The sequence below is a fragment of the Aeromonas sp. QDB20 genome, from assembly GCF_027707805.1.
Taxonomy (GTDB): domain Bacteria; phylum Pseudomonadota; class Gammaproteobacteria; order Enterobacterales; family Aeromonadaceae; genus Aeromonas; species Aeromonas dhakensis.
This window is the reverse complement of the sequence record NZ_JAPCJC010000032.1, coordinates 1-23628: the sequence shown is the minus strand read 5'-3', so window position 1 is coordinate 23628 and position 23628 is coordinate 1. Positions and strand designations below refer to the sequence as shown.

Sequence of the window (23628 nt, the reverse complement as noted above, 5' to 3'; positions counted from 1 at the left end):
ATCGTTGGTGCCGGTGATGGTGACGGTGACGGTGTGCTCGGTGCCGTCCACGGACTTGACCACAAAGGTCTCGACCTTGGTCTCGCCCTCGCCCAGGTACTCCACCTTGCTGTTGTCGACGTTATAGGTCCAGACACCGCCTTCGGTGATGGTCAGGCTGCCCAGCGGGGCACCCTCGGTCGGGTGCGCCACCGCCGCCACGTCGGTGCGGAAGGTGTTGTCGGCATCCTTACCGTCCACGTCCACAGCCGTCAGGGTACCGCTGTCACTCAGGACGATGTTGCCATTGCCCTCGGTCACTGCGCCCTCGGCATCGCCGCTGATGATCGCCTGGTCGTTGGTGCCGGTGATGGTGACGGTGACGGTGTGCTCGGTGCCGTCCACGGACTTGACCACAAAGGTCTCGACCTTGGTCTCGCCCTCGCCCAGGTACTGCACCTTGCTGTTGTCGACGTTGTAGGTCCAGGCACCGCCTTCGGTGATGGTCAGGCTACCCAGTGCACCGGCGCTCGGAGTGCCGTTGCCCGCCAGGAACTTGGCTTCGTCCGCGCCGTCCACGTCGGTCACGGTCAGGGTGCCGGTCTCGGTCAGGATCGGGTTGGTCTCATCTTCGGTCACGCCACCGGTATCGGTACCGGTGATCACCGCGGCATCGTTGACGCCGGTGATGGTGATGGTGACGGTATGGGTAGTGCCGTCGACAGAGGCCACGGTGAAGGTCTCGACCTTGGTCTCACCCTCGCCCAGGTACTGCACCTTGCTGTTGTCGACGTTGTAAGTCCAGGCGCCGCCTTCGGTGATGGTCAGGCTGCCCAGTGCACCGGCGCTCGGAGTGCCGTTGCCCGCCAGGAACTTGGCTTCGTCGGCGCCATCCACGTCGGACACGCTCAGGGTGCCGGTCTCGGTCAGGGTCGGGTTGCTTTCGTCTTCCACCACGTTGCCGCTGTCGACACCACCAATGACGGCAGAGTCGTTTACACCGGTGATGGTGATGGTGACGGTGTGGGTGGTGCCATCGACCGAGGCCACGGTGAAGGTCTCGACCTTGGTCTCGCCCTCGCCCAGGTACTGCACCTTGCTGTTGTCGACGTTGTAGGTCCAGGCACCGGTCTCAGTGATGGAGAGGGTGCCCAGCGCACCGGCACTCGGGGTGCCGTTGCCGGCCAGGAACTTGGCCTCGTCGGCGCCGTCCACGTCGGTCACGGTCAGGGTGCCGGTCTCGGTCAGGGTCGGGTTGGTCTCGTCTTCGGTGACTGCACCAGTATCGGTGCCACCAATGACGGCGCTGTCGTTGACGCCAGTAATGGTGATGGTGACGGTGTGGGTGGTGCCATCGACGGACTCGACCACAAAGGTCTCGACCTTGGTCTCACCCTCGCCCAGGTACTGCACCTTGCTGTTGTCGACGTTGTAGGTCCAGGTGCCGCCTTCGGTGATGGAGAGGCTGCCCAGCGCACCCGCGCTGGCCACGCCGTTGCCCGCCACAAATTTGGCTTCATCCGCCCCATCCACGTCGGACACGGTCAGGGTACCGGTCTCGGTCAGGGTCGGGTTGGTTTCGTCTTCGATCACGCCACCGGTATCGGTACCGGTGATCACCGCGGCATCGTTGACCGGCGTAACAGTCCCGGTCACGCCGCCTGTGGCGCTGTTCAGGCCATCGGTAACTGTGTATTCAAATGCGATGTTGCCGTTGAAATCCGGAGCCGGTGTAAAGATCAGCTGGCCATTGTTCAGGGTGACGGAGCCGTTGCTGATCGCAACCGTGCCGCCTTCGGCAATGGCCTGGCCGTTGATGGCGGTGATGGTGAGAGGATCACCATCCGCATCCGTGTCGTTGCCAAGCACATTGATGGTGACGGTGCCATCCTCTGCCACGGTGAACTGGTCGTCGCCCGGCTGGGGTGCGGCATTCACCACGCTGTTGTCGGTTCCCTTGGGCGAGGTGTTGCCCACCGGGTCGGTCAGGGTGGCATCCACCGTGATGGGGCCGTTGACCGGCAGATCCGTGGTGGGGATGGTCAGGGTGACCTGGGTGCGGCCGATATCGTCGGTCGTCAGAATTCTGCTGGAGTCGGGTACGCCATCACCATTCCAGTCCACATCGAGGCGATCGCCGGCCTTGGCATCGCCCGGCAGCCGGATGATGACATCCACCCCGTTCTCGCGCTCATTGGCGGAGATGACATTGTCAGCCCCGTCCTGGATGTCCACTTGCGGTGCCGAGGGAGCGGTACTGTCCACACTGCCGTCATCGGTCGCGGTGCCGGTGTTGCCGGCCGGATCGGTGACGCTGCCCGTGACGGTGTAGGAACCATCCGGCAGCGGCGTGGTGACATCCACGCTGAAAGTGCCATCCGGATTGACGGTGGTGATCAGGGTTTGCTGGTTGCCATTGGCATCGGTCACCAGCAGGGTCACGGTACTGCCGGCGGCGGCATCCGTGGTACCCGTGATGGTCGGGGTTGTGTCGTTGGTATTGTCAGGCGCAGAGACGGTGATCACCGGCGGCACCAGATCGATCAGGCGGTTCTCTTCACCCGGCAGTGCATCAGCGGTCACGCCGGCATCGGTTTGATAGGTCGTATCAAAACCCGCCGCCGCTATGGTGGCATCGCCGGTACGGTCGATGGTGACGAAACCACCATTGCCGCTGGCGCCGGCCACGCCGCCAATACCACCACCGGCGGCAGGAGCCCCACCGGCAGCAGAGGCTTCAAACGCCTTGGTCGGGTCGGCGCCACCCAGAATGGCTTGCTGCAGGGCAGCAATGTCATTGGGATTGTCGCTCGGCACGTTCTGGGCAAGCAGCGGCTCTTGAGACGTTTCATCCTCAGCCTGCTGCTCGTTGGTCGGGCTCAGGGTGAAAGTCTGGTTGCCACCTTTGAAGCTGGCGCCCTCAGGAGTGAGCAACACGGCATTCTTGGGCAGGATATCGCCTTCGGCGAGCGGTTGCTGGCTGCCATCTGCGGCGACCAGGTAAACCTTGCCTTTCAACTGGGTAACGACAACGTCCTGATCCAATGCAATTTCGTGGTTGCTCATGTTCTCTCCTGAAGCTCTATTGGCATGCAATATTCCACCGTCTAATGTGCCCGCGAATGGCGCCGGAAACCAGTTAGAAAATTCGAATGGATAGACTGATTCGAGGCCGGAACGGTCGGTTAAACAGAAGGGTCAATAGCGGTGGGAATAAAAAATAAAATCAAGATGATCAATGTGTTGCAAAAATATGAAGGGAGCACCTCCAGTGCTCCCATTCGGGGTCATATTCAGCTGCCAGCCCACAGCAGGATGGCTAGCAACTGGGGCGAGATGATCCGCAGAAACATCACCAGCGGATAGACGGTCGCGTACGAGAGCGCGCTGGCACCACTGGTGGGATGCATGCCGTTGGCAAACGCCAGGGCGGGAGGATCCGTCATGGAGCCGGCCAGCAGACCGCACAGGGTGAGGTAGTTCATCTTGCCGTACAGACGGGCCAGCACCCCGACCACCAGCAGCGGGATCAGGGTGATCGCCACCCCGTACATCACCCAGGCCGGGCCGTCACCGTTGATCAGGGTATCGATGAAGCCGGCGCCAGACTTGAAGCCCACCACCGCCAGAAACAGCACTATGCCGATCTCCCGCAGCGCCAGGTTGGCACTGGGGGGCATGAACCAGTAGAGCTTGCCGATGCTGCCGATGCGCGACAGGATCAGCGCCACCACCAGCGGCCCGCCCGCCAGGCCCAGCTTGAGCGCGGCCGGGAAGCCCGGCAGGTAGAAGGGGATGGAGCCGAGCAACACGCCAAGACCGATGCCGATAAACACCGGCAGCATCTGCACCTGCTGCAGTTTCTGCTGCACGTTGCCCACCACATTGGTGACCGCCTCGATGGCGTCGAGTCGCCCTACCAGGTTGAGAATGTCACCGAACTGCAGGCTGGTCTGGCTGGTCGGCACCAGCTCGATGCCGGCCCGGTTGAGGCGCGAGATCACCACGTCGTACTTCTGCTTGATGTCGAGATCGCGGATCTTCTTGCCGAGCACCTGCTCGTTGGTCACCACCACCCGCTCCACCCGCAAGTCGGTGCCACGAGTGGAGAGCGAGGTCTCCACCTCCTCCCCCAGCACCAGCAGCACCTTGCGCAGGGCATGTCGCTCACCCACCAGATGCAGCAGGTCGCCCAGCTCGATGCGTGACTCCGGTCGCGGCACCATCAGCTCCTCGCCGCGCTTGAGGCGCGAGCAGATGACGTCGGCCTCGTCGAGACTCGGGATCTCGCTCAGCATCAGGCCGTGGATGTTGGGGTTGCGCACCGCGATGTTGATGGTCTGCAGACTCTCCTTGGTCTTGCCGGCCTGTTGTTCAAACTGGGCGGCTTCTTCGTCGATCTTGATGCGAAAGAACATGCGGATCAGCCACATGGTCAACAAGATGCCACAGATGCCGAACGGATAGGCGACCGCATAGCCCATCCCCATCAGGCCGGTGGAACCGGGGGCGGCCCCCAGCTCGGCCAGGATCTGCTGGCCGGCACCGAGGGAGGGGGTATTGGTCACGGCGCCGGAGAAGACCCCCAGGATCACCGGCAGCGGCACATCGAACAGCTGATGCAGGGCTGCCGCCACGGCGCAGCCGAGCAGTACCAGCAGGGCAGCGAAGCCGTTGAGCTTGAGGCCGGAGCTGCGCAGGGAGGAGAAGAAGCCGGGACCGACCTGAATACCTATGGTGTAGACAAACAGGATCAGGCCGAACTCCTGAATGAAGTGCAGGGTCTGCTCATCCAGCGCCAGCCCCGAGAGGCCGGCGAAGTGGCCCACTATGATGCCGCCGAACAGCACCCCTCCGATCCCGAGACCGACGCCATAGACTCGCCAGTTTCCCAGCCAGAGCCCCAGCACTGCCACCAGCGACAACATGCTGATGGAAAGCGCGATATCACTCATTTCGTGCATCCTTTGCGAATTGAACTGTCCCTAGCTTGTCAGCAAACGCCGCGGTCAACTGTGTGATACCGCACGAATTTATCCTTTTGCGCGGCAAAAAATACCAATTAAGGGCTAGTTATGCGACGTAACCATAAATGGCCATAAAGTGACAAACACTGCCCCCCAGCACGAACAGATGCCAGATGGCATGGTTGTAGGGGATGCGCTTGGCCACATAGAAGATCACCCCCAGGCTGTAGATGAGACCACCCAGCCCGAGTAGCAGCAAGCCTTCCCCCTCCAGATGGATGTAAAGCTGATAGACCACCAGCAGCGACAGCCAGCCCAGCATCAGGTAGGTAAACAGCGACAGCTTCTTGAAGCGGTTGATGAACAGCAGCTTGAACACCACCCCCGCCAGCGCCAGCCCCCAGATCACCACCATCAGCCCCTGTGCCAGCGGCGTGTCGAGCGCTACCAGCAGAAAAGGGGTATAGGTGCCGGCGATCAGCAGATAGATGGCGCAGTGATCAAACACCTTGCACCAGCGCCTGGCCGGCCCCTCCGCCATGCTGTGATAGAGGGTCGAGGCCAGATAGAGCAGCACCAGGCTGCCACCATAGAGGCTATAACTGATCAGTGCCTGGGTGCCCTGCGCCCAGCCCTTGTTCAACAACAACACCAACCCCAGGATCCCCAGCACCAGCCCCAGCCCGTGGCTGAGGCGGTTGGCCAGCTCCTCGCGAGGCGAATAATCCGTCACACTGCTCATTGCATACTCCTGCCCAAACTGCGCTCACTCTAGCTGCCGTCATTTCAGAGTACAAGTGTTAGCTTAAAGATGAGCCGTCCCCATTTGCGATGTTTCCCCACCGCGCACATGGCTGTCAGCCGTTGACCTTTGGTGTATGCTCTGCGGCCGATGCCCACTTAGCTGTTGCCGCCCCTTGTTCACCCCCGACTCCCCGGCAACCCGGTCTGGAGAACCTGATGAAGTTGACTGAGCTGTTTGCACAACCGGATCCGGCCTTTGGCCAGGCCATGACGGATCTGCTGGAGACCTTCCACCACTCGGATGACAGTCAGGCTCCCTATCAGCGCGACCAGTTCACCCACCAGCTTGAACAATCGGGCATGCCGGAAGCGGGGCTCGCCATGGCGGACTACCTGACCAGGCTGGCAACCCTGGTGCCCGGCGCCTCCCACCTGACCTCGCCACGCTACATGGGCCATATGACGGCACCATTGCCGGCCTTCACCGCCGAGCTCTCCCGTCTGGTGGTGATGCTCAACCAGAACCCGATGAAGATGGAGTCCTCCCGTCTGCTCAGCTTTCTGGAGCGAGAGGTGCTGGCCAAGCTGCACCGCCTCGTCTATCGCGCCGACGAGTCCTTCTACGGCACCCATATGCATGCCAAGGATGCGGCGCTCGGCGTCATGACCAGCGGTGGCACCATCGCCAACGTCACCGCCCTCTGGCTGGCCCGCAACCGCGCCTGCGGCGACAACCTGTTCGCCCTCTATGAGCAGGGGTATCGCGGCGCCGTCATCCTGGGCTCGCGGCTGATGCACTACTCCTTCGACAAGGGGATGGATCTGCTGGGGCTGGGGGCGCGCAGCGTCTGGCGTCTCGAGACCGACCAGCATAACCGGCTCAGTCTGGCCGCGCTGGAGCAAGCGTTGGCCCAGTGCAAGGAGCAGAAGCTCAAGGTGCTGGCTCTGGTCGGTGTGGCCGGCAGCACCGATTTCGGCTCCATCGATCCGCTGCCTGAGCTGGCAGCCATCGCCGCTCGCGAGCAGATCCACTTCCACGTGGATGCCGCCTGGGGTGGCCCGACCCTCTTTTCGCCCCGTTATCAGGGGCTGCTGGCGGGGATCGAGCACGCCGACACCGTCACCCTGGATGGCCACAAGCAACTGCTGGTACCGCTCGGTACCGGCATGCTGCTCTGCCGCCAGCCGGACCTGATGATGGTAGTCAAGCGGGAGGCCCCCTACGCCATCCGCGCCAGCTCTTTTGATCAGGGGCGCTTCACCCTGGAGGGAACCCGCCCGGCCAACGCCCTCTATCTGGATGCCGCCTTCCAGCTGTTCGGCCAGCAGGGTTATGCCGAGCTCATCGAGGCCAACTACGACCGGGCCCGCCTGATGGCCAGCCTCATCGACCAGGATCCGGCCTTCGAACTGATGTCGGCCCCGGTGATGAACCTGCTCTCCTATCGCTGCATCCCCCCTCATCTGCAGGGCAAAGTGCTGGACGAAGCCGCCAACGAACAGGTCAATGCCTTCAACGTCGCGCTGCAAAAGGCCCAACGCGCCGAAGGGCACAGTTTTGTCTCCCGCACCCAGCGGGCCGTGGGTCGCTACGGTACCCAACCGCTCACCCTGTTGCGGGCCGTACTGCTCAATCCCCACATCGAGGAGCGACATATTCGCGAGCTGCTGGCAGATCAGAAACGGTTGGGCGATGAGATCGCAGGGGAGCTATTTGGCTGAGGAACTGGCTGGCGAATGAGCGGTCTTATTCATTTGCCGTTGCCCATCGGGCAGGTACACTGGATGAAATTTTGCGTTCCACTCTTGAGGGCGACGAGCCAGACATGAAGCAATTTATTGAATTTATTCCCCTTATCGTTTTCTTTGCGGTCTACAAGTTCTACGACATCTACATGGCCACCGGCGCCTTGGTGGTGGTGACCGGTCTGCAGCTCGCCTACAGCTGGGTTCGCTATCGCAAGGTCGAGAAGATGCAGCTGTTCACCTTCCTGCTGGTCGGCTTCTTTGGCGGCCTGACCGTCATCTTCCACGACGACACCTTCATCAAATGGAAAGTGACCGTCATCAACGTACTATTCGCGCTGGGCCTGCTCATCAGCCGCTACGGCTTTGGCAAGAACCTCATAAAGCAGATGCTGGGCAAGGAGCTGCAGGCGCCGGATCCCGTCTGGGATCGGGTCAATCTCGGCTGGGTCGGCTTCTTCACCGTCTGCGGCCTGCTCAACCTCTATGTGGCCTTCAACCTGCCGCAGGAGGTGTGGGTCAACTTCAAGGTGTTCGGTCTGCTTGGCATGACCCTGGTGTTCACCCTGCTGAGTGGTGTCTATCTCTATCGCCACCTGCCTGCCGAGCAGCTGACCAAACAAGAAGACGAACTGAAAAAATAACCGCCATCAGAAAAGGATCCTCTCATGTGGTATCTCATCTACTCCGAAGATGTTCAGGGCAGCCTGCCGCTGCGCAAGCAGGCGCGCCCGGCCCATCTGGCCAGGCTACAGGCGCTGCAGGATGAGGGACGGCTGCTCACCGCCGGCCCCAACCCGGCCATCGATGCCGAGGATCCGGCCGATGCCGGCTTTACCGGCAGCACCGTCATCGCCGAGTTCGCCAGCCAGGCAGATGCCAAGGCTTGGGCCGATGCCGATCCCTATGTGGCGGCCGGGGTCTATGCCAAGGTGACCATCAAGCCGTTCAAGAAGGTCTTCTGAGCCAAGGGCAGTAGAGAAATAAAAAGGCCGGACTGGAGACTCACTCCCGTCCGGCCTTTTTGCATTCCACCGTCCCGTTTATGCCTTGGCCACGAACCAGGGGTTGAGGATGTCGGGCTTGTTGTAGCGCAGCGGCGAACCATCCAGCTGGGTGACGCTGCCGCCAGCCCCTTCCAGTACCGCCTGCGCCGCCCCCGTATCCCACTCGCAGGTCGGGGCGAGGCGTGGATAGAGCTCGGCGCCCCCCTCGGCGATGATGCAGAACTTGAGCGAACTGCCCATGGAGACCAGCTCAATTTCCCCCCCCGCCATGTCACCAAAGCGCGCCAGGTAATCAAGGGTCTCCTGTGACAGGTGATTGCGGCTGCCCACCACTCGCCAGGGAGTGCCTTCCTGATGAAGCCGGGTCTGGATAGACTCACGCTTGCCATCGGCAATGCGCGAGGCCCCCACCCCCTTGCCGCCATACCAGAGCCTGTCCAGCACGGGGGCATAGACCAGACCCCACAGTGGCTGGCCATGCTCGATCAGCGCGATATTGACGGTGAACTCGCCGTTGCGGGAGATGAACTCCTTGGTGCCATCGAGCGGATCCACCAGCCAATAGCGGGACCAGCCGAGTCGCGCCGCCATCACCTCGGGGGAGGACTCTTCCGACAGCACGGGAATGTCGGGGGTGAGCCGGGCCAGCGCCGCGACAATCAGCTCGTGTGCCCCCTTGTCGGCGGCAGTCAGCGGACTCTCGTCCCCCTTGTACTCCACCGCAAAGGGCTGACTGTAGATGGCCATGATGACCTCACCGGCGGCACGGGCGATGGGCTCCAGCTCGGAGATTGCGGGAAAAAACATGGAAAAAGACATCCTGGTCAAATGGTTGGAGCAGTGTACCCATTTTGGATAGAGGAGGCTTATAGCCGTTAGCTCTGACTTATACAGTGTCAGATATGACAGACCAAAAGTGGCGCGACTCGACTAATCCTCAATAGCGAAACCCACAACACAAGGACGTGACGCCATGAACTACAAGACCCTGACCGCCACCTTGCTGCTGAGCTGCCTGCCGCTGCTCAGCCAGCCCCTGCTGGCCGCCGACAAGCCCGCCGCCAAACCGGCCACCACGGTTGCCACCGCCAAGGAGAGTGGCAAGGTGAACCTGAATACCGCCAGTATCAACGAGTTGACTGCACTCAAGGGCATCGGCGAGAAGAAGGCACAGGCCATCGTCGATTATCGCGAGAAACAGGGCAAGTTCACCACTGTTGACCAGCTTGCCGATGTCAGCGGTATCGGGCCGGCCACGCTGGAAGCAAATCGGGACATGATTATCGTCAAGTAACCGGTTTCCACCACTTCCATTCTGGGGGCAGCCTGTGGCTGCCCTATTTTTCTTCGGGTATCATGGGCCCACTTTGTATCCTTTGGAACTGATCCATGAAAAATAATCCTCTTGTGGTCCGCAAGGCTGTTCTCCCCGTCGCCGGCCTGGGTACCCGCATGCTCCCCGCCACCAAGGCCATCCCCAAGGAGATGCTGCCCGTCGTCGACAAGCCACTGATCCAGTATGTGGTGCGCGAGGCTATCGCGGCCGGCATCAAAGAGATCATCCTGGTTACCCACTCGAGCAAGAACTCCATCGAGAACCACTTCGACAAGAGCTTCGAGCTGGAAGCCACCCTGGAAAAACGGGTCAAGCGTCAGCTGCTGGAAGAGGTGCAACACATCTGCCCGAAAGACGTCACCATCATGCACGTGCGTCAGGGTGAAGCCAAAGGGCTGGGTCACGCGGTACTCTGCGCCCGCCCGCTGATCGGCGACAACCCGTTTGCGGTGCTGCTGCCGGACGTGCTGATCGACGAGGTAGCCAGCGATCTCAAGCAGGACAATCTGGCCGAGATGGTGCACATGTTCGAAGAGAACCACATCAGCCAGATCATGGTGGAAGCCGTCCCCGAGAGCGAAGTGGACAAATACGGTATCGCCGACATCAAGGGGGAGGCGCTGAGCGAGGGCATGTCCCTGCCGATGCAGGCCATTGTCGAGAAGCCGCCTCGCGATGAGGCCCCCTCCAATCTGGCGGTGGTCGGCCGTTACGTGCTCTCTTCCAACATCTGGCCGCTGCTGGAACGCACCCCCGCCGGTGCCGGTGACGAGATCCAGCTGACCGACGCCATCGCCATGCTGATGGAACAGGAGCAGGTCAACGCCTACTTCATGAAAGGCCGCAGCCACGACTGCGGCAGCAAGCTGGGTTACATGAAAGCCAACGTGGAATATGCCGCGCGCCATCCGGAGCTGAACGGTGAATTTATCAATTGGCTGAAGCAGTTTGCCAAGCAGCTGTAATCGCTGATTTTTTAACCAAACGAAAGAATATTATACTGGGCATCATTCGATGCCCTTTTTCATTTTATAAACAAATATTCAACCATTGATAGATAAAATATCGCTAAATCATAATATTGTAATTTAATCACGCTTGTTCTATAAGGATTAAGGCTTGTTCCTAGCCCTTGCATAAAATTTCTAAAAAAATATAAGACACAGGTGGAAGTTCCAATGAATAATCCGTCCAAAGGGACCTTTTTAGGTCACCCTAAAGGGCTTTTTTTGCTCTTTAGTACCGAACTGTGGGAGAGATTCTCCTACTACGGCATGCGTGCCGTGCTCGTGCTCTATCTGACTGACATGACTGCCAACGGCGGGATGGGCTGGACTCAGGCCGATGCCCTCAAGCTGTACGGCATCTATACCGGTCTGGTCTACATCACCCCGATCATCGGCGGCTGGTTGGCAGATACCTTCCTGGGTCAGCGTCGCGCCATCCTGTTCGGTGCCGTGCTGATGGCCGCCGGCCAGTTCACGCTGGCCCTGCCCCACGCCATGTTCCCGGACATGGTCAACACCGTGTTCTATTCAGGTCTTGGCTTGCTGATCGTGGGTAACGGTCTGTTCAAACCGAACATCTCCACCATGGTAGGTGACCTGTATCAGGAAGGTGACCACCGTCGCGACGGTGCCTTCACCATCTTCTACATGGGCATCAACCTGGGCTCCCTGCTGGCCGGCGTGATCTGTGGCGCAGCCGCCACCGCCTACGGCTGGCAAGCCGCCTTCGTCAGCGCCGGTATCGGCATGCTGCTCTCTCTGGTAGTACAGGCCACCATGGCCCAGCGTTTCCTGGGCGATATCGGCCGCGTGCCGGCCGCCCAGCGCGCCGCCGAGCAGCGCTCCAAAGAGCAGAAAGCCCCGCTGACCAAGCAGGAAGTGGATCGCATCAAGGTCATCCTGGTGCTGGGTCTGTTCACCATCATCTTCTGGGCCGGCTTCGAGCAGGCTGGCGGTCTGATGAACCTGTACGCACAGGAGTATACCGACCGCATGATCGGTAGCTTCGAAGTACCGACCGCCTGGTTCCAGTCCCTGAACCCCTTCTTCATCATCACCCTGGCTCCCATCGTGGCCGCCATCTGGATCAAGCTCGGCAAGAAAGAGCCGAACTCCCCGGTGAAGTTCGCCATGGGTCTGCTGTTCCTGGCCGTGGGCTTCCTGTTCATGATCGGTGCCGTGCTGGAGCAAGGTGGTGATCAGGCCGTCAAGACCTCCATGTTCTGGCTGGTCGGCGCCTACCTGTTCCACACCCTGGGCGAACTCTGCCTCTCCCCGATCGGCCTCTCCATGGTGACCAAGCTGGCTCCGCTGCGTCTGGCCTCCCTGATGATGGGTGCCTGGTTCGGCTTCGTGGCTCTCGCCAACTATGCCGCCGGCTTCATCGGCTCCTTCGTCGGCGAGTCCGGTGCCATGGCCATCTTCGGTGGCATCGCGCTGGCAGCCGTCATCAGCGCCCTGATCCTGCTGACCATGGCCAACCGCCTGGTCTACTGGATGCACGGTGCCGAAGGCCCGGCCAAAGAGCCGCAGGAACACGACAAGAAGCTGCAATCTGCCGCCGTCTAAGCGGTTAAGATTGTCAGCAACAAAGAGGGCGCCCACGGGCGCCCTCTTTGTTTGTGGCCGTCTGACAAGGCCTCAATGATGTCGAACCTGCACATGCAGGGCACTGCCACTGTCGCTGCGAAACTGCAGGTCAAACGGCTCATGCCAGCTCCGCCTGTGCAAGGCGTAGTGGCTGGTGCGCAGTAGACCGAGCGGCAGCCCCCCGGAGCGTACCAGCCAATGGGGCGAGGTCAGCCCGGCATTGGCAAAGACCAGCCCGTCCTCCTGATCAAACAGCAGTGCGGCCATGGCAAACGAGTGGCGCAAGCCGGATTCGATCAGCTGCAGATTGAGGTAGTCGAGCAGCCGATGGGGTTGAGTCAGCAACAGGCTCTCGCCGCGCTGAAACTGGCGATAGGGCCCGTTCATCAGGGAGCGCACCAGGGCCCCGCAAAACGCCGCATCCACCCCGAGCACCGGCAACTCCATCACCAGCACCAGCAGCTTGTCATCCACCTTGAAGGTATCGGGAATGAACAGGTTGCCCATCCCCTTGAAGGTCACCTGCCAGGGGCCCCACTCCTGCAAACCGGGTGGCTTCAACCAGGCCAGCAACCGGGTGGCCGCCTTGTCGTGCTCGCGGAAAAAGTCCATGTGATCCATCAACTCCAGCTGCTGCCCATAGCCGTGGTTGGCCGCCAGACACTGCTCTATGCTGCGGCGCACCTGACCGAAGTCCGAGATGGGCTTGAGCAGAAAGTCGCGGGCGCCGGCGCGCAGCGCCCGTTCGACCGCCTCCATCTTGCTCTGGGCCGAGATGACGATGACAGGGGTATGAGGATAGCGGGCAGAGAGACAGGCGATCACCTCATGGCCATCCATGTTGGGCATGTTCAGGTCACACAAGACAACATCGGGGTGGTAAAGCGCGGCGGCGGAGAGACCTTCGATACCGTCTTCAGCCTGGAAGACGCAGGCGCCATCGTGCTCGAGATAATTTACCAAGGAGTGGCGAAAAACGACCTCGTCTTCCACCACCAGGATCCGTAATCCGGCTTTTGACATCTTGATAAAGCTCTTATTAGTCAACCAGTTATTTAGCTTCAAGCCTAGACCATAACCGACTGCACTGACCAATCGGATGATAGAATAATCTCCATTAAAGCTATGCCAGATAGCTATTTAGACCGTCAACTGTTTGAAATAAAGCAGGTAATGAGGTTGCTCGAAAATCTGCCTTGTTCTGCTGGCATCGCTTCGGCCTAGCAAGGGAGTCATACGGCAGACAATCACTCCCTTGACGCACGCGGGCAGAGAGCGGCGGCGCCCCCGCCCTGCTGCATCTCCCCCTAGCCACCATCAATTGTATGCAGCCCCGCCATGGGGGATAATGCCCCTCAATTTCGTCGATGAAGCATGCCATGACCCCAGCCGAATACAGCGCCCTCGCCCACCCCAGATTGTCCCATCCTGCCCGCAGCCTCTATACCCTGCAGCTGCGTCGGCTGGTGCTGGAAAATCAGCTGGCCAGGCTCAACTACCCGGAGCTTGGGCGGGCGCTGGCGGTGGTCGACCCGGGCGATCCCAGCGGCTTCTCCTTTCAGGTCAATGCCCGCCAGCTGACCGAACTGTTTGACGAGCTGATGGAAGCCGGCCTGCTGCAGGTAGAGAGCCAGACCGAGAGTGAGCACTACCATCAGTGTCCGTTCCAGCTGCCGCTGCTGACCCAGCGGGTGCGCAGCCCCCTGCCGGAGCGCCCCTTCCAGATGCACCTGCAGTGGCGCCCGGATGAAGAGTTGCCCGCCCTCGCCCGCCTGTGCGGTGTGATCGATGCCAGCTACAGCGAAGAAGATCTCGGCGAGTTCATCGCCTACTGGCTGGGGCGGCCCGAGGTGTTCGACTCCCAGCACCAGTGGATGCTCAAGTTCATTCGCGCCCTCAAGACCCGCCGTTACGCCCGCCGCCAGCCGATGAGCGTGACCGGCTATCAGCAAGTCACCCCGGAGCCGGTGGAGGCGGGCCCGAGCAAGCGGGCCCAGGAGATGATCGAAGAGGCCAAGCGGCTGGCCGCGCAGCGCCAGGAGCCGGATAATGATTGAAGAAGGCCCCTGCCAGCAGGCAAAATCAGACCCCAGTCCCCACCCAGACCGAGCAGAAGGAGCACTCCATGACTGATCCGCACGATCCCCTGCGCCAGGAGCTGGAAGAGATCGAGGCCAAACGCCGGAAGATCGCCAAGGCCAAGCAGGAGCAACGGATGCACGACCCCGAATTAAGCCGCCATGTCAGCGGTCTGCTCGAGCGCATTCGCCGCCTGCAGGCCCAGACCGGTGGCAGCCAGTACGACTATGAAACCCTGCGCAAGGAGTACGACGCCAAGGCCAACGCCGAGGTGCGCGAACTGCAGAAGGTGGCGCGCCAGGAGCGGATCCAGAAGCTGATCGCCCAGGCCGACCTCAACCCAGACTGGGTGTTCGAGCGCATGGATGCCGGCGACCCCGCGCTGCAATACCCCATCGAGACGGCCCGCTACTTCATCAGCGGTTTCGAACACTGGGAGAAGAGCGGCGGTGGCTGCATGCTGATCTATGGCGACTACGGCACCGGCAAGTCGACCCTGGCCGGCGCGGTGGCACACGAGCTGATCGAACGCCACCAGAAGTCGGTGATCTTCCAGCAGTGGGCCTCCATCGTTGATCGGCTGTTCTTCAACGTCATCCAGGATCAGGAGGAGCGCAACCAGTACCGGCGCGCCCTGGAAGAGGTTGACCTGCTGATCATCGACGAGGTGGCGGCCAATCGTGCCAAGATGGCGGAGAGCCAGTCCAGCTTCCTCGGCCACCTGCTGCGCCGTCGCCGCAACCTCTCAAAAAGCGTCATCCTCATCACCAACCACAGCCCCCAGAGCCTGCATCAGGCCATCGGCGACTTCAGCTTCGAGGCGATCAAGGCGTTCAACCCGGTGGATATCCACCTGAGCGGCCCCAGCCGTCGTCCCAATATTGGCCACTACAACGGCTGATGCTGCGTGAGCCGGGTGTCTCCGGCTCACCGTTTTCTCTCCTGCCAGACAAATAAAAACAACTCTCATTTACAACATCCCTTCCGCCCTCTAGGCTAGCCCTTTCACTCAAGGGAGCCGCACCATGCCAACCACACTCATCTTCGGAGCCAGCCGCGGGCTGGGCCGCGCCTTCACCGAGCAAGCGCTGCAACTTGGCCACAGGGTCGTCGCCCTGGTGCGCCATGCCGACATGGCCGCCGAGCTGCACTCGCTGGGCGTCGACGTCATCAGCGGGGATGCCCTCGACCCGCAGGCGGTAGCAGCCGCTTGCCGGCTGGCCGGTGAAGGGGCACAGGCCATTTCCACTCTCGGCAGCTTTCGCCAGGCCGAGCCCGTCGACTATCTGGGCAACCGCCAGGTGATCGACGAGATGGAGCGAGCCGGACTCAAGCGTCTGCTGCTGGTCACCTCCCTCGGCTGTGGCGACAGCTGGCAATATCTGCCCGAGCGGGCGTGGGCCGCCTTCGGCCACGAGGTGCGGCTCAAGAGCCTGGCGGAGAGCTGGCTGCAGACCAGCACGCTGGCGTGGACCATACTGCGCCCGGCCGGCCTGCAGGATGGCATAGCTACCGGTGCGGCCGTGCTGAGTCAGGGCAAGGAGATGCACGGTCTGGTGCGCCGGGCCGACGTCGCCGCCTGCGGGCTGCGTCTGCTGACCGACGAGGCGGCAGCAGGCCAGATCTACGCCATCGGCGACCCAAGCCTCAGCCGGGCATGAGCCAGCGCCATAGCAAAACGGTCAGCCCTGGGGCTGACCGTTTTGCTGTCGGGGAACACCTAACCGGCGGAGGGTTCGCTCACAGCATCCCGCGCCGGCGCGGCCGGGCGAACCTTTCGCCTCTGGGATTGACGCCAGCCCAGCAGCAGGCACGCCAGGGCACCATACAGCAGCGCCAGCCCCCACAACTGCCACCAGTAGTGGGAGACCTGAGCAAACTCAGCCCCCATCTGGTTGAGACGCAAAAAACCCTCGATGGCCGGAGTGCTCGGTACCCACTGAGCCAGCCAGTTGAGCGGCGCCGGAATGAGTTCCAGCGGCCAGATGAAGCCGGCCAGAAAGACCAGCGGCAGGGAGGAGACAAGCACCACCTGGGTCGGCAGATCGCGCCGGGTAAAGAGGGCCCCCAGCGCGACGCCAAACCAGGTCGTGGCCAGCAGGAACGGCAGGGTGAACAACCAGAGTGCGGCCGGCTCGGCGGTGCGCGCGATATCGTAGTGATCGAAGCAGAAGCCGAAGAAGTAGCTCACCGGCAGCACGAACAGCCCCCCCACCACCAGAGTTCGGGCCAGCAGCAGTGGCAGGACGGGCGCATCCTGCCAATAGCCTGACTCGCCGCGCTGGCTGCGCTGGTTCTGGGTCGCCCCCAGGATGCCGGTGCCCATCAGCAGCACCTGATGCAGGATCAGCACGAACACCGCCGGCACCACGTAGTTCACATAGCCCATGGTGGGGTTGAACACCGGCAGTACGTTGAGGGCCACCGCATTCCAGCCCATGGCTGCCTGCGGCAGCGCCTCGCCGTGACTCAGCAGCCTGGCCACCTTGACCTGGGCGGCCAGGGTGCCGCCCGCCTGGGCCAGCCCCTCGGCGATGGTGCCGTAAACCAGGAAGTAGGAAGCATCGCCGGCATAGCTCAGGGTCACGCTCTTGCCCAGCATCAGATCCCGATAGAAGTGATTGGGGATGTGCAGGATCCCGCTCGCCTCGCCGGCCATCATCCGCTGGCGAGCCTCATCCAGCGAGCTGGCCCGGGCCACCAGTTTTACCTGCGGCGTCGCATCGGCCATGAACTCCAGCTGACGGGAGAGCTGGCTGCCATCCTCGTTGACCACCACCACCGCCTCTTCCCGCGGCAACTGGTGCAGATAGGGCTGCGGATAGAGGAAGGAGTAGAAGAAGACGCCGCCAAACAGGGTCAGCATGATGGCCCTGTCAGCCAGCAGGGTACGCAGCTCGAGGCGCAGCAGATCCCGGAATCCCATCATGGCTTGAGCTCCTCTTGTGACTGGGTCGTGCTCGCCTGTGCCCGGTAGCGGCGCACGACCAGCAACAGGGGCAGCAGAAACAGCAGCAGGGCGCCGAACTGCGGCAGCGCTGCCGCCAGCGGTTGACCGTAGTTGGTCTGGCCGATCTGCAGCTCGACATAGTGAGAGATGGGCAGCAGGCTGCGCCAGAACTGGGCGAAATCCCCCATGGCGCTGACCGGAAAGGTGACCCCCATAAAGGCGAACCCCGGCGCCGTGTAGGCCCCCGCCAGCGACAGAGCCCGGGCCGGATCCCGAATGACGGCGTAGAAGAAGGCTCCCATGCTGACGCAGGCGGCCGAGGCCAGCCCCAACCCCACCGTCAGCACCAGCCAGCTGCCGTGCATGGGATAGGCAAAGCCCTTGAACAGCAACAGCATCCAGAGCAGCCCCCAGCCCCAGCCGATCAGCACGTGGGGCAGCAGGGTGCGCCAGAGCCCGAACCAGACCCCTTTGGTAGTCCAGTCCAGTCCCAGCCGGTCGGTGCGGGCCAGCGCATTGAGTCCGTAGAGCACCACCAGGATCTGCCACACCGCAGGCAGGATGGCGCTCAGCAGAAACTGGGCGTAACTGGCATTGAGGTTGTAGAGCGCCGTCACCTGACTGTTGATGGGCACCGCCTGGCCGAGCGCCCCGGGCAGCACCTTGCCATCGGCCATCGCCGTCAGCACGCCGACCTGGCCGCTGAGGGTTCCCACCACCTGGGCCAGCGCCGAGTTGACCAGCTTGGCGATCAGGATGAACTGGCCGTTGTTGAACACGGTGACCCGCGGCTGGGTGCCTTGCCTGGCATCCCGCTCGAGATGGTCAGGCAGCACGACCAGGGCGTAGATGTCGCCTCCCCGCAGGGCATTGGCCCCTTCAGCGATGGAGTCGAACTGTCGCGCGACCTTGAGCCCGGCGGAGGCATCCAGCGAATAGGCCAGCTGGCGCGACAGCACGCTCTGATCCAGATCCACCAGACCGACCTTGAGATCCCGCGCCAACCCGGCAGAGAAGATCCAGCAGAGGATCCCCATCAGCAGCAGGGGCAACCAGCTGGCCAGCGCCCGGCCGAACGGATCCTGCCACAACAACCGCCATTCGCGTCCCATCAGAGCTCAACCAGCACGCTCATGCCGACCCGCAGCCCCTCAACCGGTTGCAGCGGACGCGCCTCCACCTGGAAGCTCTTCATGTCGAAGCCCTGGCGGGTGTCGGTGGCACGCCAGGTGGCGAAATCCCCCATCACGGCCACATGGGTCACCTTGAAACGCACCGTCTGCTCGCCAAGACCGGGGATGCGAGCATCGAACTCGGTGCCCAGCGCGAAGCGGGGCAGCAGATCTTCGCGCACGTGGAACTGGGCCCAGGCATCGCTCATGTCGAGCAGGGTCACCACGGGGAAGCCCTGCGGGGCCAGCTCGCCGCTGCGCAGCAGCACCTGGGATACTTCACCCGCATGCGGGCTATTGATGCGGGTGTCGGCCAGGTAGGCCTCCACTTCAGCCACCGAACCTGCCGCCATCTTGGCCTGCTCGCGGGCCGCGATCTTGGTCTCTTCCCGCGCCCCTTCCAGGGTCATCTGATACTGTTGCCAGGCCATGCCTTCGCTGTACCTGGCCGCCTGCCAGGCCGTCCAGGCCTCATCACGTTTTTGCAGCGGCATCACGCCATCCCGGTGCAGGCTGGCAATGCGCTCGTAGGTCTTGCCGCGCAGCAAGGCGGCCGCCTTGGCCTTTTGCCACTGATCCTTGGCGGCGGCAATCTGTTGGGCGCGCGCGCCCTTTTCGGCCTCTTCGGCCATGGCGCCGGCCGCGGCCTGGCCCGCCTTGGCCTGGCTCAGTTTGGCTTCAATCTCGGGGCTCGCCAGGGTGAACACCAGCTGATCCTTGGCCAGTTGATCCCCCTTCTTCACCAGCACCTCCTCGATGCGGCCCGCCACCTTGGAGGAGACGGAGTACTGCTGCGCCTCGATCTGCCCCTGCAGACGCACCGGCTCGGGTTGATAGGCCAGCCAGAAACGCCAGCCCAGCCAGATGACCAGCAACACCAGCGCCAATGGCAGCAGCAGCGGCTTGCCCTGGCTCATCTTCTTCTTGATGGGGGGATGACTCATGAATTCACCTCGGCAAACGGGCGACCCTTGGCGGTCGAAACAGACATGACAATGGGAGCAAGGCAGGCCGCGATCATGAGTTCACCTCGATCGCCTGCCCGTGCTGATACTGGTTGAAACTGTTCATCTGCCCGGAGAGGGCCAGCAGACGCGCCAGCGAAATGACGTATTGATAAGCGGCAGCGGCGCGCTGGGTCTTGACCCCGGCCAGCTGGTTGCGGGCATCCACCACATCGAGGGAAGTGGAGAGCCCCTGCCCGAATGCCTTGTCTCGCAGCAGCACGTTCTCCTCGGCCAGCGCCTGGGTGGAAGAGAGCGACTGGAACTCCTCCAACCCCTGCGCCGCCTCGCGCCAGGTCTTCTCGACCAGCAACTCCAGATCCTGGCGGGTCTTGGCCTGCAGCAGATTGACCTGCAGCTCGGCGCTCTTGGCCGCCTGTACCGTCTCGGAGCGGCCGTCACGGCTCACCAGCGGCATGCTGACACCCACCCCGACCAGCCAGTCCGGGGTGGTCTTGGAGGCCAGCGAGTCATCCTCATAGAGGTTGTAGTTGCCATACAGGAACAGCTCGGGGGCGTACTTGCCCTTCTCCAGCTTGATCATCCCCTGCGCCTGCTCCTTCTTGGCCGTCAGCAACTTGAGGCCGGGGTGCACCGCCAGCGTCTCCTGCACGAAGGCTGCGAGTTCAGGCATCTGCGGATTGATGAAGAGCTGGGTATCGGGCTCCGCCTGCTTGAGCTTGAGCATGTGGCCAAGGGCCAGCTGGGCAATCTCCAGGCTGCGACGCGCCTTCTGGGTATCGATACGGGCCCGATCATAGGCTGATTGGGCGGAGAGACGTTCAACCCTGGCGATCTGGCCCTGAGCCTCCAACTTCTTGGCATGCTCCAGGTGGTGAGCCAGCCCCTGTTCGATCTCCTGCTTGGTCTGCACCACCTGGGCCGCCAGCACCACCCCGAAATAGGTCTGGGAGAGGCTCTCGAAGGTGGACTGCTGCTTGAGCACCAGCAACTGCTGCGCCTCGCTCACCTGGGCCTGGCGAATGTCCTGTGCCGCATCGATGCGACCACCGGTAAACAGCGGCCAGAGCATCTTGACCGAGCTGGTCACCACGTTCTGCTTGGTGAGGGGGGTGACGAAGTCATTGGGCGTCAGCTTGAGCGCCTGCATGAGGGGCGCCAGTACCTTGCCGAACTCAGGATGACTGGCGATGGGGTTGAGGTCCATCATGTCCAGCTCCACCGGCTGATCGAGGTGGGTGTAGCTGGCCCCCACGTCCACCTTGGGCAGATACATGGCCTTGGCTGCTTCGCGCAGCTGTTGCGCCCGCTCCACCCCGGCCTGTTCCGCCGCCAGCCCGTCATCCTGTTGAATGACCCGACTCCAGGCTTCGCTGAAACTGACCGTCTGAGCCTGGGCCGAGCCCAGCATGGCGCCAAGCAGACACGGGTAGAGAGATTTGATGAACCTTGCCGTCATACGTCCCCAATCTGTTTGTAATGAATTTGTTTGGAGTCTTTGCTCGATACAAGCTCGCTATCATAACGCAAACCCGTCCGGGATGGGGACAGGCAAATAATGGTCCCCCTCATCCAATTGGCCCCGCCGCTTCGCTTCGACAATCTGTCCGATTTTCAAGCACTCCTGATTTTGCAAGCCTTGGCGCGACGTTTTTTTCAGAAAAAAATGGCTGACGCTCAAATACTAACCTTTTCTCCTGACTAAAAAATGCGTAATATACGCCGCCCTAAGCCGATGGTAACCGTGGAATGCAGATAGGTCCCCACACGCTTGAAACTCCCCTGATCGTGGCTCCCATGGCCGGTGTAACAGACCGACCATTCCGTGAACTTTGTTTGCGGCTGGGTGCCGGCATGGCCGTTTCCGAGATGCTGCTGGCCAACCCGGATGTCTGGGATACCCAGAAAACCCGGATGAGAATGGATCACTCTGCTGAAGGGGGCTTGCGATCGGTCCAGATTGCCGGAGCCGACCCCGAGATGATGGCGTTTGCCGCCCGCTACAACGTGGAGCAGGGCGCTCAGATCGTCGACATCAACATGGGATGTCCGGCAAAAAAAGTGAATAAGAAGCTGGCAGGTTCCGCCCTGTTGCGCCAACCCGACCTAGTCAGATCCATCTGCCGGGCCGTGGTGGACGCAGTGGACGTGCCTGTCACCTTGAAGATCCGCACAGGATGGGATCCGGATAACCGCAATGGCGAGGAGATCGCCCGAATCGCCGAAGATTGCGGTATCGCGGCCCTCGCCGTGCATGGTCGTACCCGTGCCTGTCTCTACAAGGGCGAAGTGGAGTACGACACTATCAGGGCGATTAAGCAGGCCGTATCGATTCCTGTTGTCGCCAATGGCGACATAGACAGCCCGGAGAAGGCCCGGTATGTCCTCGACTATACCGGTGTTGATGCCGTGATGATCGGCCGTGCTGCGCAAGGACGACCCTGGATTTTCCGGGAAATCCGTCATTTTCTTGAGACGGGCACCAAGCTGCCACCTCCCGACAGGGAAGAGGTTCGCACCCTGATGAACGAGCATGTAACCAACCTGCACCAGTTTTATGGTGCATATCTGGGAGCGCGCATTGCCCGTAAACACGTGGGCTGGTATCTGGATGAAGAAGAGACGGGCCGAGAATTCCGTAAGCACTTCAATGCCCTGGATTGTGCAGACGCACAACTCGAGGCACTCGAAGCGTATTTCGATGGATTAGGTTAACGCATAACTAAAGAGCCGACCGAATATGTTCGAACAAACCCTGACTTCTGATGCATTGGTAACAACTACTCACAATCACGCTGCCGAGCCGACCCAGCGCCCCCTGCGTGACTCTGTGCAACAGGCCCTGCGTAACTACCTGGCCCAGTTGAACGGTCAGGAAGTGATTGATCTGTACGATATGGTTCTCTCCGAAGTCGAAGCTCCCATGCTGGACGTGATCATGCAGTACACCCGTGGCAACCAGACTCGCGCTGCCGTGATGATGGGGATCAACCGCGGTACTCTGCGCAAGAAACTCAAGCGCTACGGCATGAACTGATTTCAGTCATCCTGCTGCAGTGCAGACGAAGGCGTATCCCAGCAATGGGATACGCCTTTTTCTATGGACGACGTTTATCTTCTCACTCCACCGCCAGCTTGATGCCAAGCCCCACAAACAGCCCCCCCATCACACGGTTAAGCCAGGTACTCAGCCTTGCAGGCAGCCTCACCTTGCGGCTCGCATAGGCGGTCGAGAAAGCCAGCAGATGGCACCAGATCATGCCGTTGAAATTGAAGATGCAGCCCAGCACGATGAATGCCAGCGCTTTTTGCGGCGCATCTGGCGCGATGAACTGGGGCACAAAGGCAAGGAAGAACAGGGCCACCTTGGGGTTGAGCACATTGGTCAGTAACCCTTGCCGGAAGATCTGGCCATAGGAGAGCACAGGCAGGGACACAGCCTCTTCAGCCGATACCCGGCCTCCTCCCCCTTGCCTGAACATGGATAAGCCGAGATAGACCAGATAAAGCGCGCCCATCAACTTGATGACGGCAAACAGCTCGGCCGAGGCGCTCAGCAGAGCGGACAACCCCAACGCAGCAGCCAGCACGTGCACCATGGTGCCGGTCCCTATCCCCAGAGCCTGCCCGCCAGCCCTGGGAGCCGCTGCGCAGCATGATGAGCAGGGAGTCCGGCCCCGGCATCATGTTCAACAGCAGGCCTGACAGGATAAACAACGCCAGATCGTGGATCCCCAACATACACAGCTCCCTTGTCGATGAAGTTCACAGTCTAAAGATCACGCAGCCCTTGTCATCCCCTGCCAGGGCAATAGTGATCATCAACAAAAAGAATGGCCATATTGTTGCACCATCAGGAAATTGGCTAGCAGTGGAGGGGGAGAAATGCTGACCGAGGGCTGGAGAGATGCCCCAAATGAAACCCAAATGGAGCCACACAAAATCAACATGACACTGCCCGTTGCGGAGCAAGCAAAGGGGGAATAGCACGGGATTCTGTGCAGAAATGGCTGAATGTCAGGCAATAAAAAAGCCCGCTCAAATGAGCGGGCTTCTTCAATTGGGTGCCTGGCAGTGTCCTACTCT

The 23628-nt window shown here is 61.4% G+C and carries 20 protein-coding genes and 1 pseudogene (1 of these 21 only partly in view); 11 read left to right on the top strand and 10 right to left on the bottom strand.

Annotated elements, in window-relative coordinates; genetic code table 11:
• The 3 genes from PG897_RS21535 to trhA all read right to left on the bottom strand — a co-directional run.
• On the bottom strand, nucleotides 1-3045 hold the 5' portion of the coding sequence (locus PG897_RS21535; protein WP_270829375.1) for a retention module-containing protein. The gene continues 4881 nt to the left of window position 1, outside the view; 3045 of the gene's 7926 nt are visible here — the first part of the coding sequence; the start codon lies at nucleotides 3043-3045; its stop codon lies beyond the left edge, outside the window.
• Nucleotides 3046-3272: 227 nt separating this feature from the next.
• Nucleotides 3273-4934: a putative transporter gene (locus PG897_RS21530; protein ID WP_042005943.1), complete on the bottom strand. Its 1662-nt coding sequence runs from the start codon at nucleotides 4932-4934 to the stop codon at nucleotides 3273-3275.
• Between the two features lie 118 nt (nucleotides 4935-5052).
• The gene (gene trhA / locus PG897_RS21525) at nucleotides 5053-5688 is read right to left on the bottom strand and encodes a PAQR family membrane homeostasis protein TrhA (protein WP_010636289.1); all 636 of its coding nucleotides are present in this window, start codon (nucleotides 5686-5688) and stop codon (nucleotides 5053-5055) included.
• 218 nt (nucleotides 5689-5906) lie between these two features.
• On the opposite strand from trhA, the gene PG897_RS21520 reads away from it, so the two are divergent.
• The 3 genes from PG897_RS21520 to PG897_RS21510 all read left to right on the top strand — a co-directional run bounded on the left by PG897_RS21520 (nucleotide 5907) and on the right by PG897_RS21510 (nucleotide 8401).
• Nucleotides 5907-7412 (top strand): pyridoxal-dependent decarboxylase, encoded by a 1506-nt coding sequence (locus PG897_RS21520; protein ID WP_043171883.1) that lies wholly within the window; start codon nucleotides 5907-5909, stop codon nucleotides 7410-7412.
• Between the two features lie 104 nt (nucleotides 7413-7516).
• Nucleotides 7517-8080, top strand: a complete 564-nt coding sequence (locus PG897_RS21515; RefSeq protein WP_005309592.1) for a septation protein A — start codon at nucleotides 7517-7519, stop codon at nucleotides 8078-8080.
• 24 nt (nucleotides 8081-8104) lie between these two features.
• Nucleotides 8105-8401 carry a YciI family protein gene (locus PG897_RS21510; RefSeq protein ID WP_005309589.1) on the top strand — a complete coding sequence of 99 codons (297 nt, stop codon included), beginning with the start codon at nucleotides 8105-8107 and terminating at the stop codon, nucleotides 8399-8401.
• A 78-nt stretch (nucleotides 8402-8479) separates the two neighbouring features.
• Here PG897_RS21510 and cysQ read toward each other — a convergent pair whose 3' ends face one another.
• Entirely contained in the window at nucleotides 8480-9250 is a 771-nt protein-coding gene (gene cysQ / locus PG897_RS21505) for a 3'(2'),5'-bisphosphate nucleotidase CysQ (protein WP_043171882.1), read from the bottom strand.
• A gap of 166 nt (nucleotides 9251-9416) precedes the next feature.
• On the opposite strand from cysQ, the gene PG897_RS21500 reads away from it, so the two are divergent.
• The 3 genes from PG897_RS21500 to PG897_RS21490 all read left to right on the top strand — a co-directional run bounded on the left by PG897_RS21500 (nucleotide 9417) and on the right by PG897_RS21490 (nucleotide 12355).
• Nucleotides 9417-9737 carry a ComEA family DNA-binding protein gene (locus PG897_RS21500; RefSeq protein WP_005309580.1) on the top strand — a complete coding sequence of 107 codons (321 nt, stop codon included), beginning with the start codon at nucleotides 9417-9419 and terminating at the stop codon, nucleotides 9735-9737.
• Nucleotides 9738-9832: 95 nt separating this feature from the next.
• Nucleotides 9833-10744 (top strand): UTP--glucose-1-phosphate uridylyltransferase GalU, encoded by a 912-nt coding sequence (galU, locus tag PG897_RS21495; protein ID WP_043171881.1) that lies wholly within the window; start codon nucleotides 9833-9835, stop codon nucleotides 10742-10744.
• 213 nt (nucleotides 10745-10957) lie between these two features.
• On the top strand, nucleotides 10958-12355 hold the full coding sequence (locus PG897_RS21490; protein ID WP_011707249.1) for a peptide MFS transporter: 1398 nt from the start codon (nucleotides 10958-10960) through the stop codon (nucleotides 12353-12355).
• 72 nt (nucleotides 12356-12427) lie between these two features.
• Here PG897_RS21490 and PG897_RS21485 read toward each other — a convergent pair whose 3' ends face one another.
• Nucleotides 12428-13399 (bottom strand): response regulator, encoded by a 972-nt coding sequence (locus PG897_RS21485; protein WP_005309570.1) that lies wholly within the window; start codon nucleotides 13397-13399, stop codon nucleotides 12428-12430.
• Between the two features lie 356 nt (nucleotides 13400-13755).
• Between PG897_RS21485 and PG897_RS21480 the strand changes: the two genes are divergently transcribed.
• From PG897_RS21480 to PG897_RS21470, 3 genes are all read left to right on the top strand, one after another.
• On the top strand, nucleotides 13756-14433 hold the full coding sequence (locus PG897_RS21480) for a DnaT-like ssDNA-binding domain-containing protein (protein ID WP_005309566.1): 678 nt from the start codon (nucleotides 13756-13758) through the stop codon (nucleotides 14431-14433).
• Between the two features lie 68 nt (nucleotides 14434-14501).
• On the top strand, nucleotides 14502-15356 hold the full coding sequence (locus PG897_RS21475; RefSeq protein WP_005309562.1) for a DnaA ATPase domain-containing protein: 855 nt from the start codon (nucleotides 14502-14504) through the stop codon (nucleotides 15354-15356).
• A 124-nt stretch (nucleotides 15357-15480) separates the two neighbouring features.
• The gene (locus PG897_RS21470) at nucleotides 15481-16116 is read left to right on the top strand and encodes an SDR family oxidoreductase (RefSeq protein WP_270829372.1); all 636 of its coding nucleotides are present in this window, start codon (nucleotides 15481-15483) and stop codon (nucleotides 16114-16116) included.
• 59 nt (nucleotides 16117-16175) lie between these two features.
• Here PG897_RS21470 and PG897_RS21465 read toward each other — a convergent pair whose 3' ends face one another.
• From PG897_RS21465 to PG897_RS21450, 4 genes are all read right to left on the bottom strand, one after another.
• Nucleotides 16176-17384, bottom strand: a complete 1209-nt coding sequence (locus tag PG897_RS21465) for an ABC transporter permease (protein WP_017785922.1) — start codon at nucleotides 17382-17384, stop codon at nucleotides 16176-16178.
• Nucleotides 17381-18517, bottom strand: coding sequence for an ABC transporter permease (locus PG897_RS21460; protein ID WP_043171746.1), 1137 nt, complete (start codon nucleotides 18515-18517; stop codon nucleotides 17381-17383). Before PG897_RS21460 ends, PG897_RS21465 begins: the two co-directional genes overlap by 4 nt.
• Nucleotides 18517-19521, bottom strand: a complete 1005-nt coding sequence (locus PG897_RS21455) for an HlyD family secretion protein (RefSeq protein WP_017783356.1) — start codon at nucleotides 19519-19521, stop codon at nucleotides 18517-18519. The genes PG897_RS21460 and PG897_RS21455 overlap by 1 nt, the downstream gene beginning before the upstream one ends.
• A gap of 73 nt (nucleotides 19522-19594) precedes the next feature.
• On the bottom strand, nucleotides 19595-20953 hold the full coding sequence (locus PG897_RS21450) for a TolC family protein (protein WP_017783355.1): 1359 nt from the start codon (nucleotides 20951-20953) through the stop codon (nucleotides 19595-19597).
• Between the two features lie 338 nt (nucleotides 20954-21291).
• Between PG897_RS21450 and dusB the strand changes: the two genes are divergently transcribed.
• Entirely contained in the window at nucleotides 21292-22257 is a 966-nt protein-coding gene (gene dusB, locus PG897_RS21445) for a tRNA dihydrouridine synthase DusB (RefSeq protein ID WP_043171745.1), read from the top strand.
• A gap of 25 nt (nucleotides 22258-22282) precedes the next feature.
• Nucleotides 22283-22579, top strand: coding sequence for a DNA-binding transcriptional regulator Fis (fis, locus tag PG897_RS21440; RefSeq protein WP_005309538.1), 297 nt, complete (start codon nucleotides 22283-22285; stop codon nucleotides 22577-22579).
• 82 nt (nucleotides 22580-22661) lie between these two features.
• Here fis and PG897_RS21435 read toward each other — a convergent pair.
• Nucleotides 22662-23283, bottom strand: a pseudogene (locus PG897_RS21435) (LysE family translocator).
• Nucleotides 23284-23628: the final 345 nt, after the last annotated feature.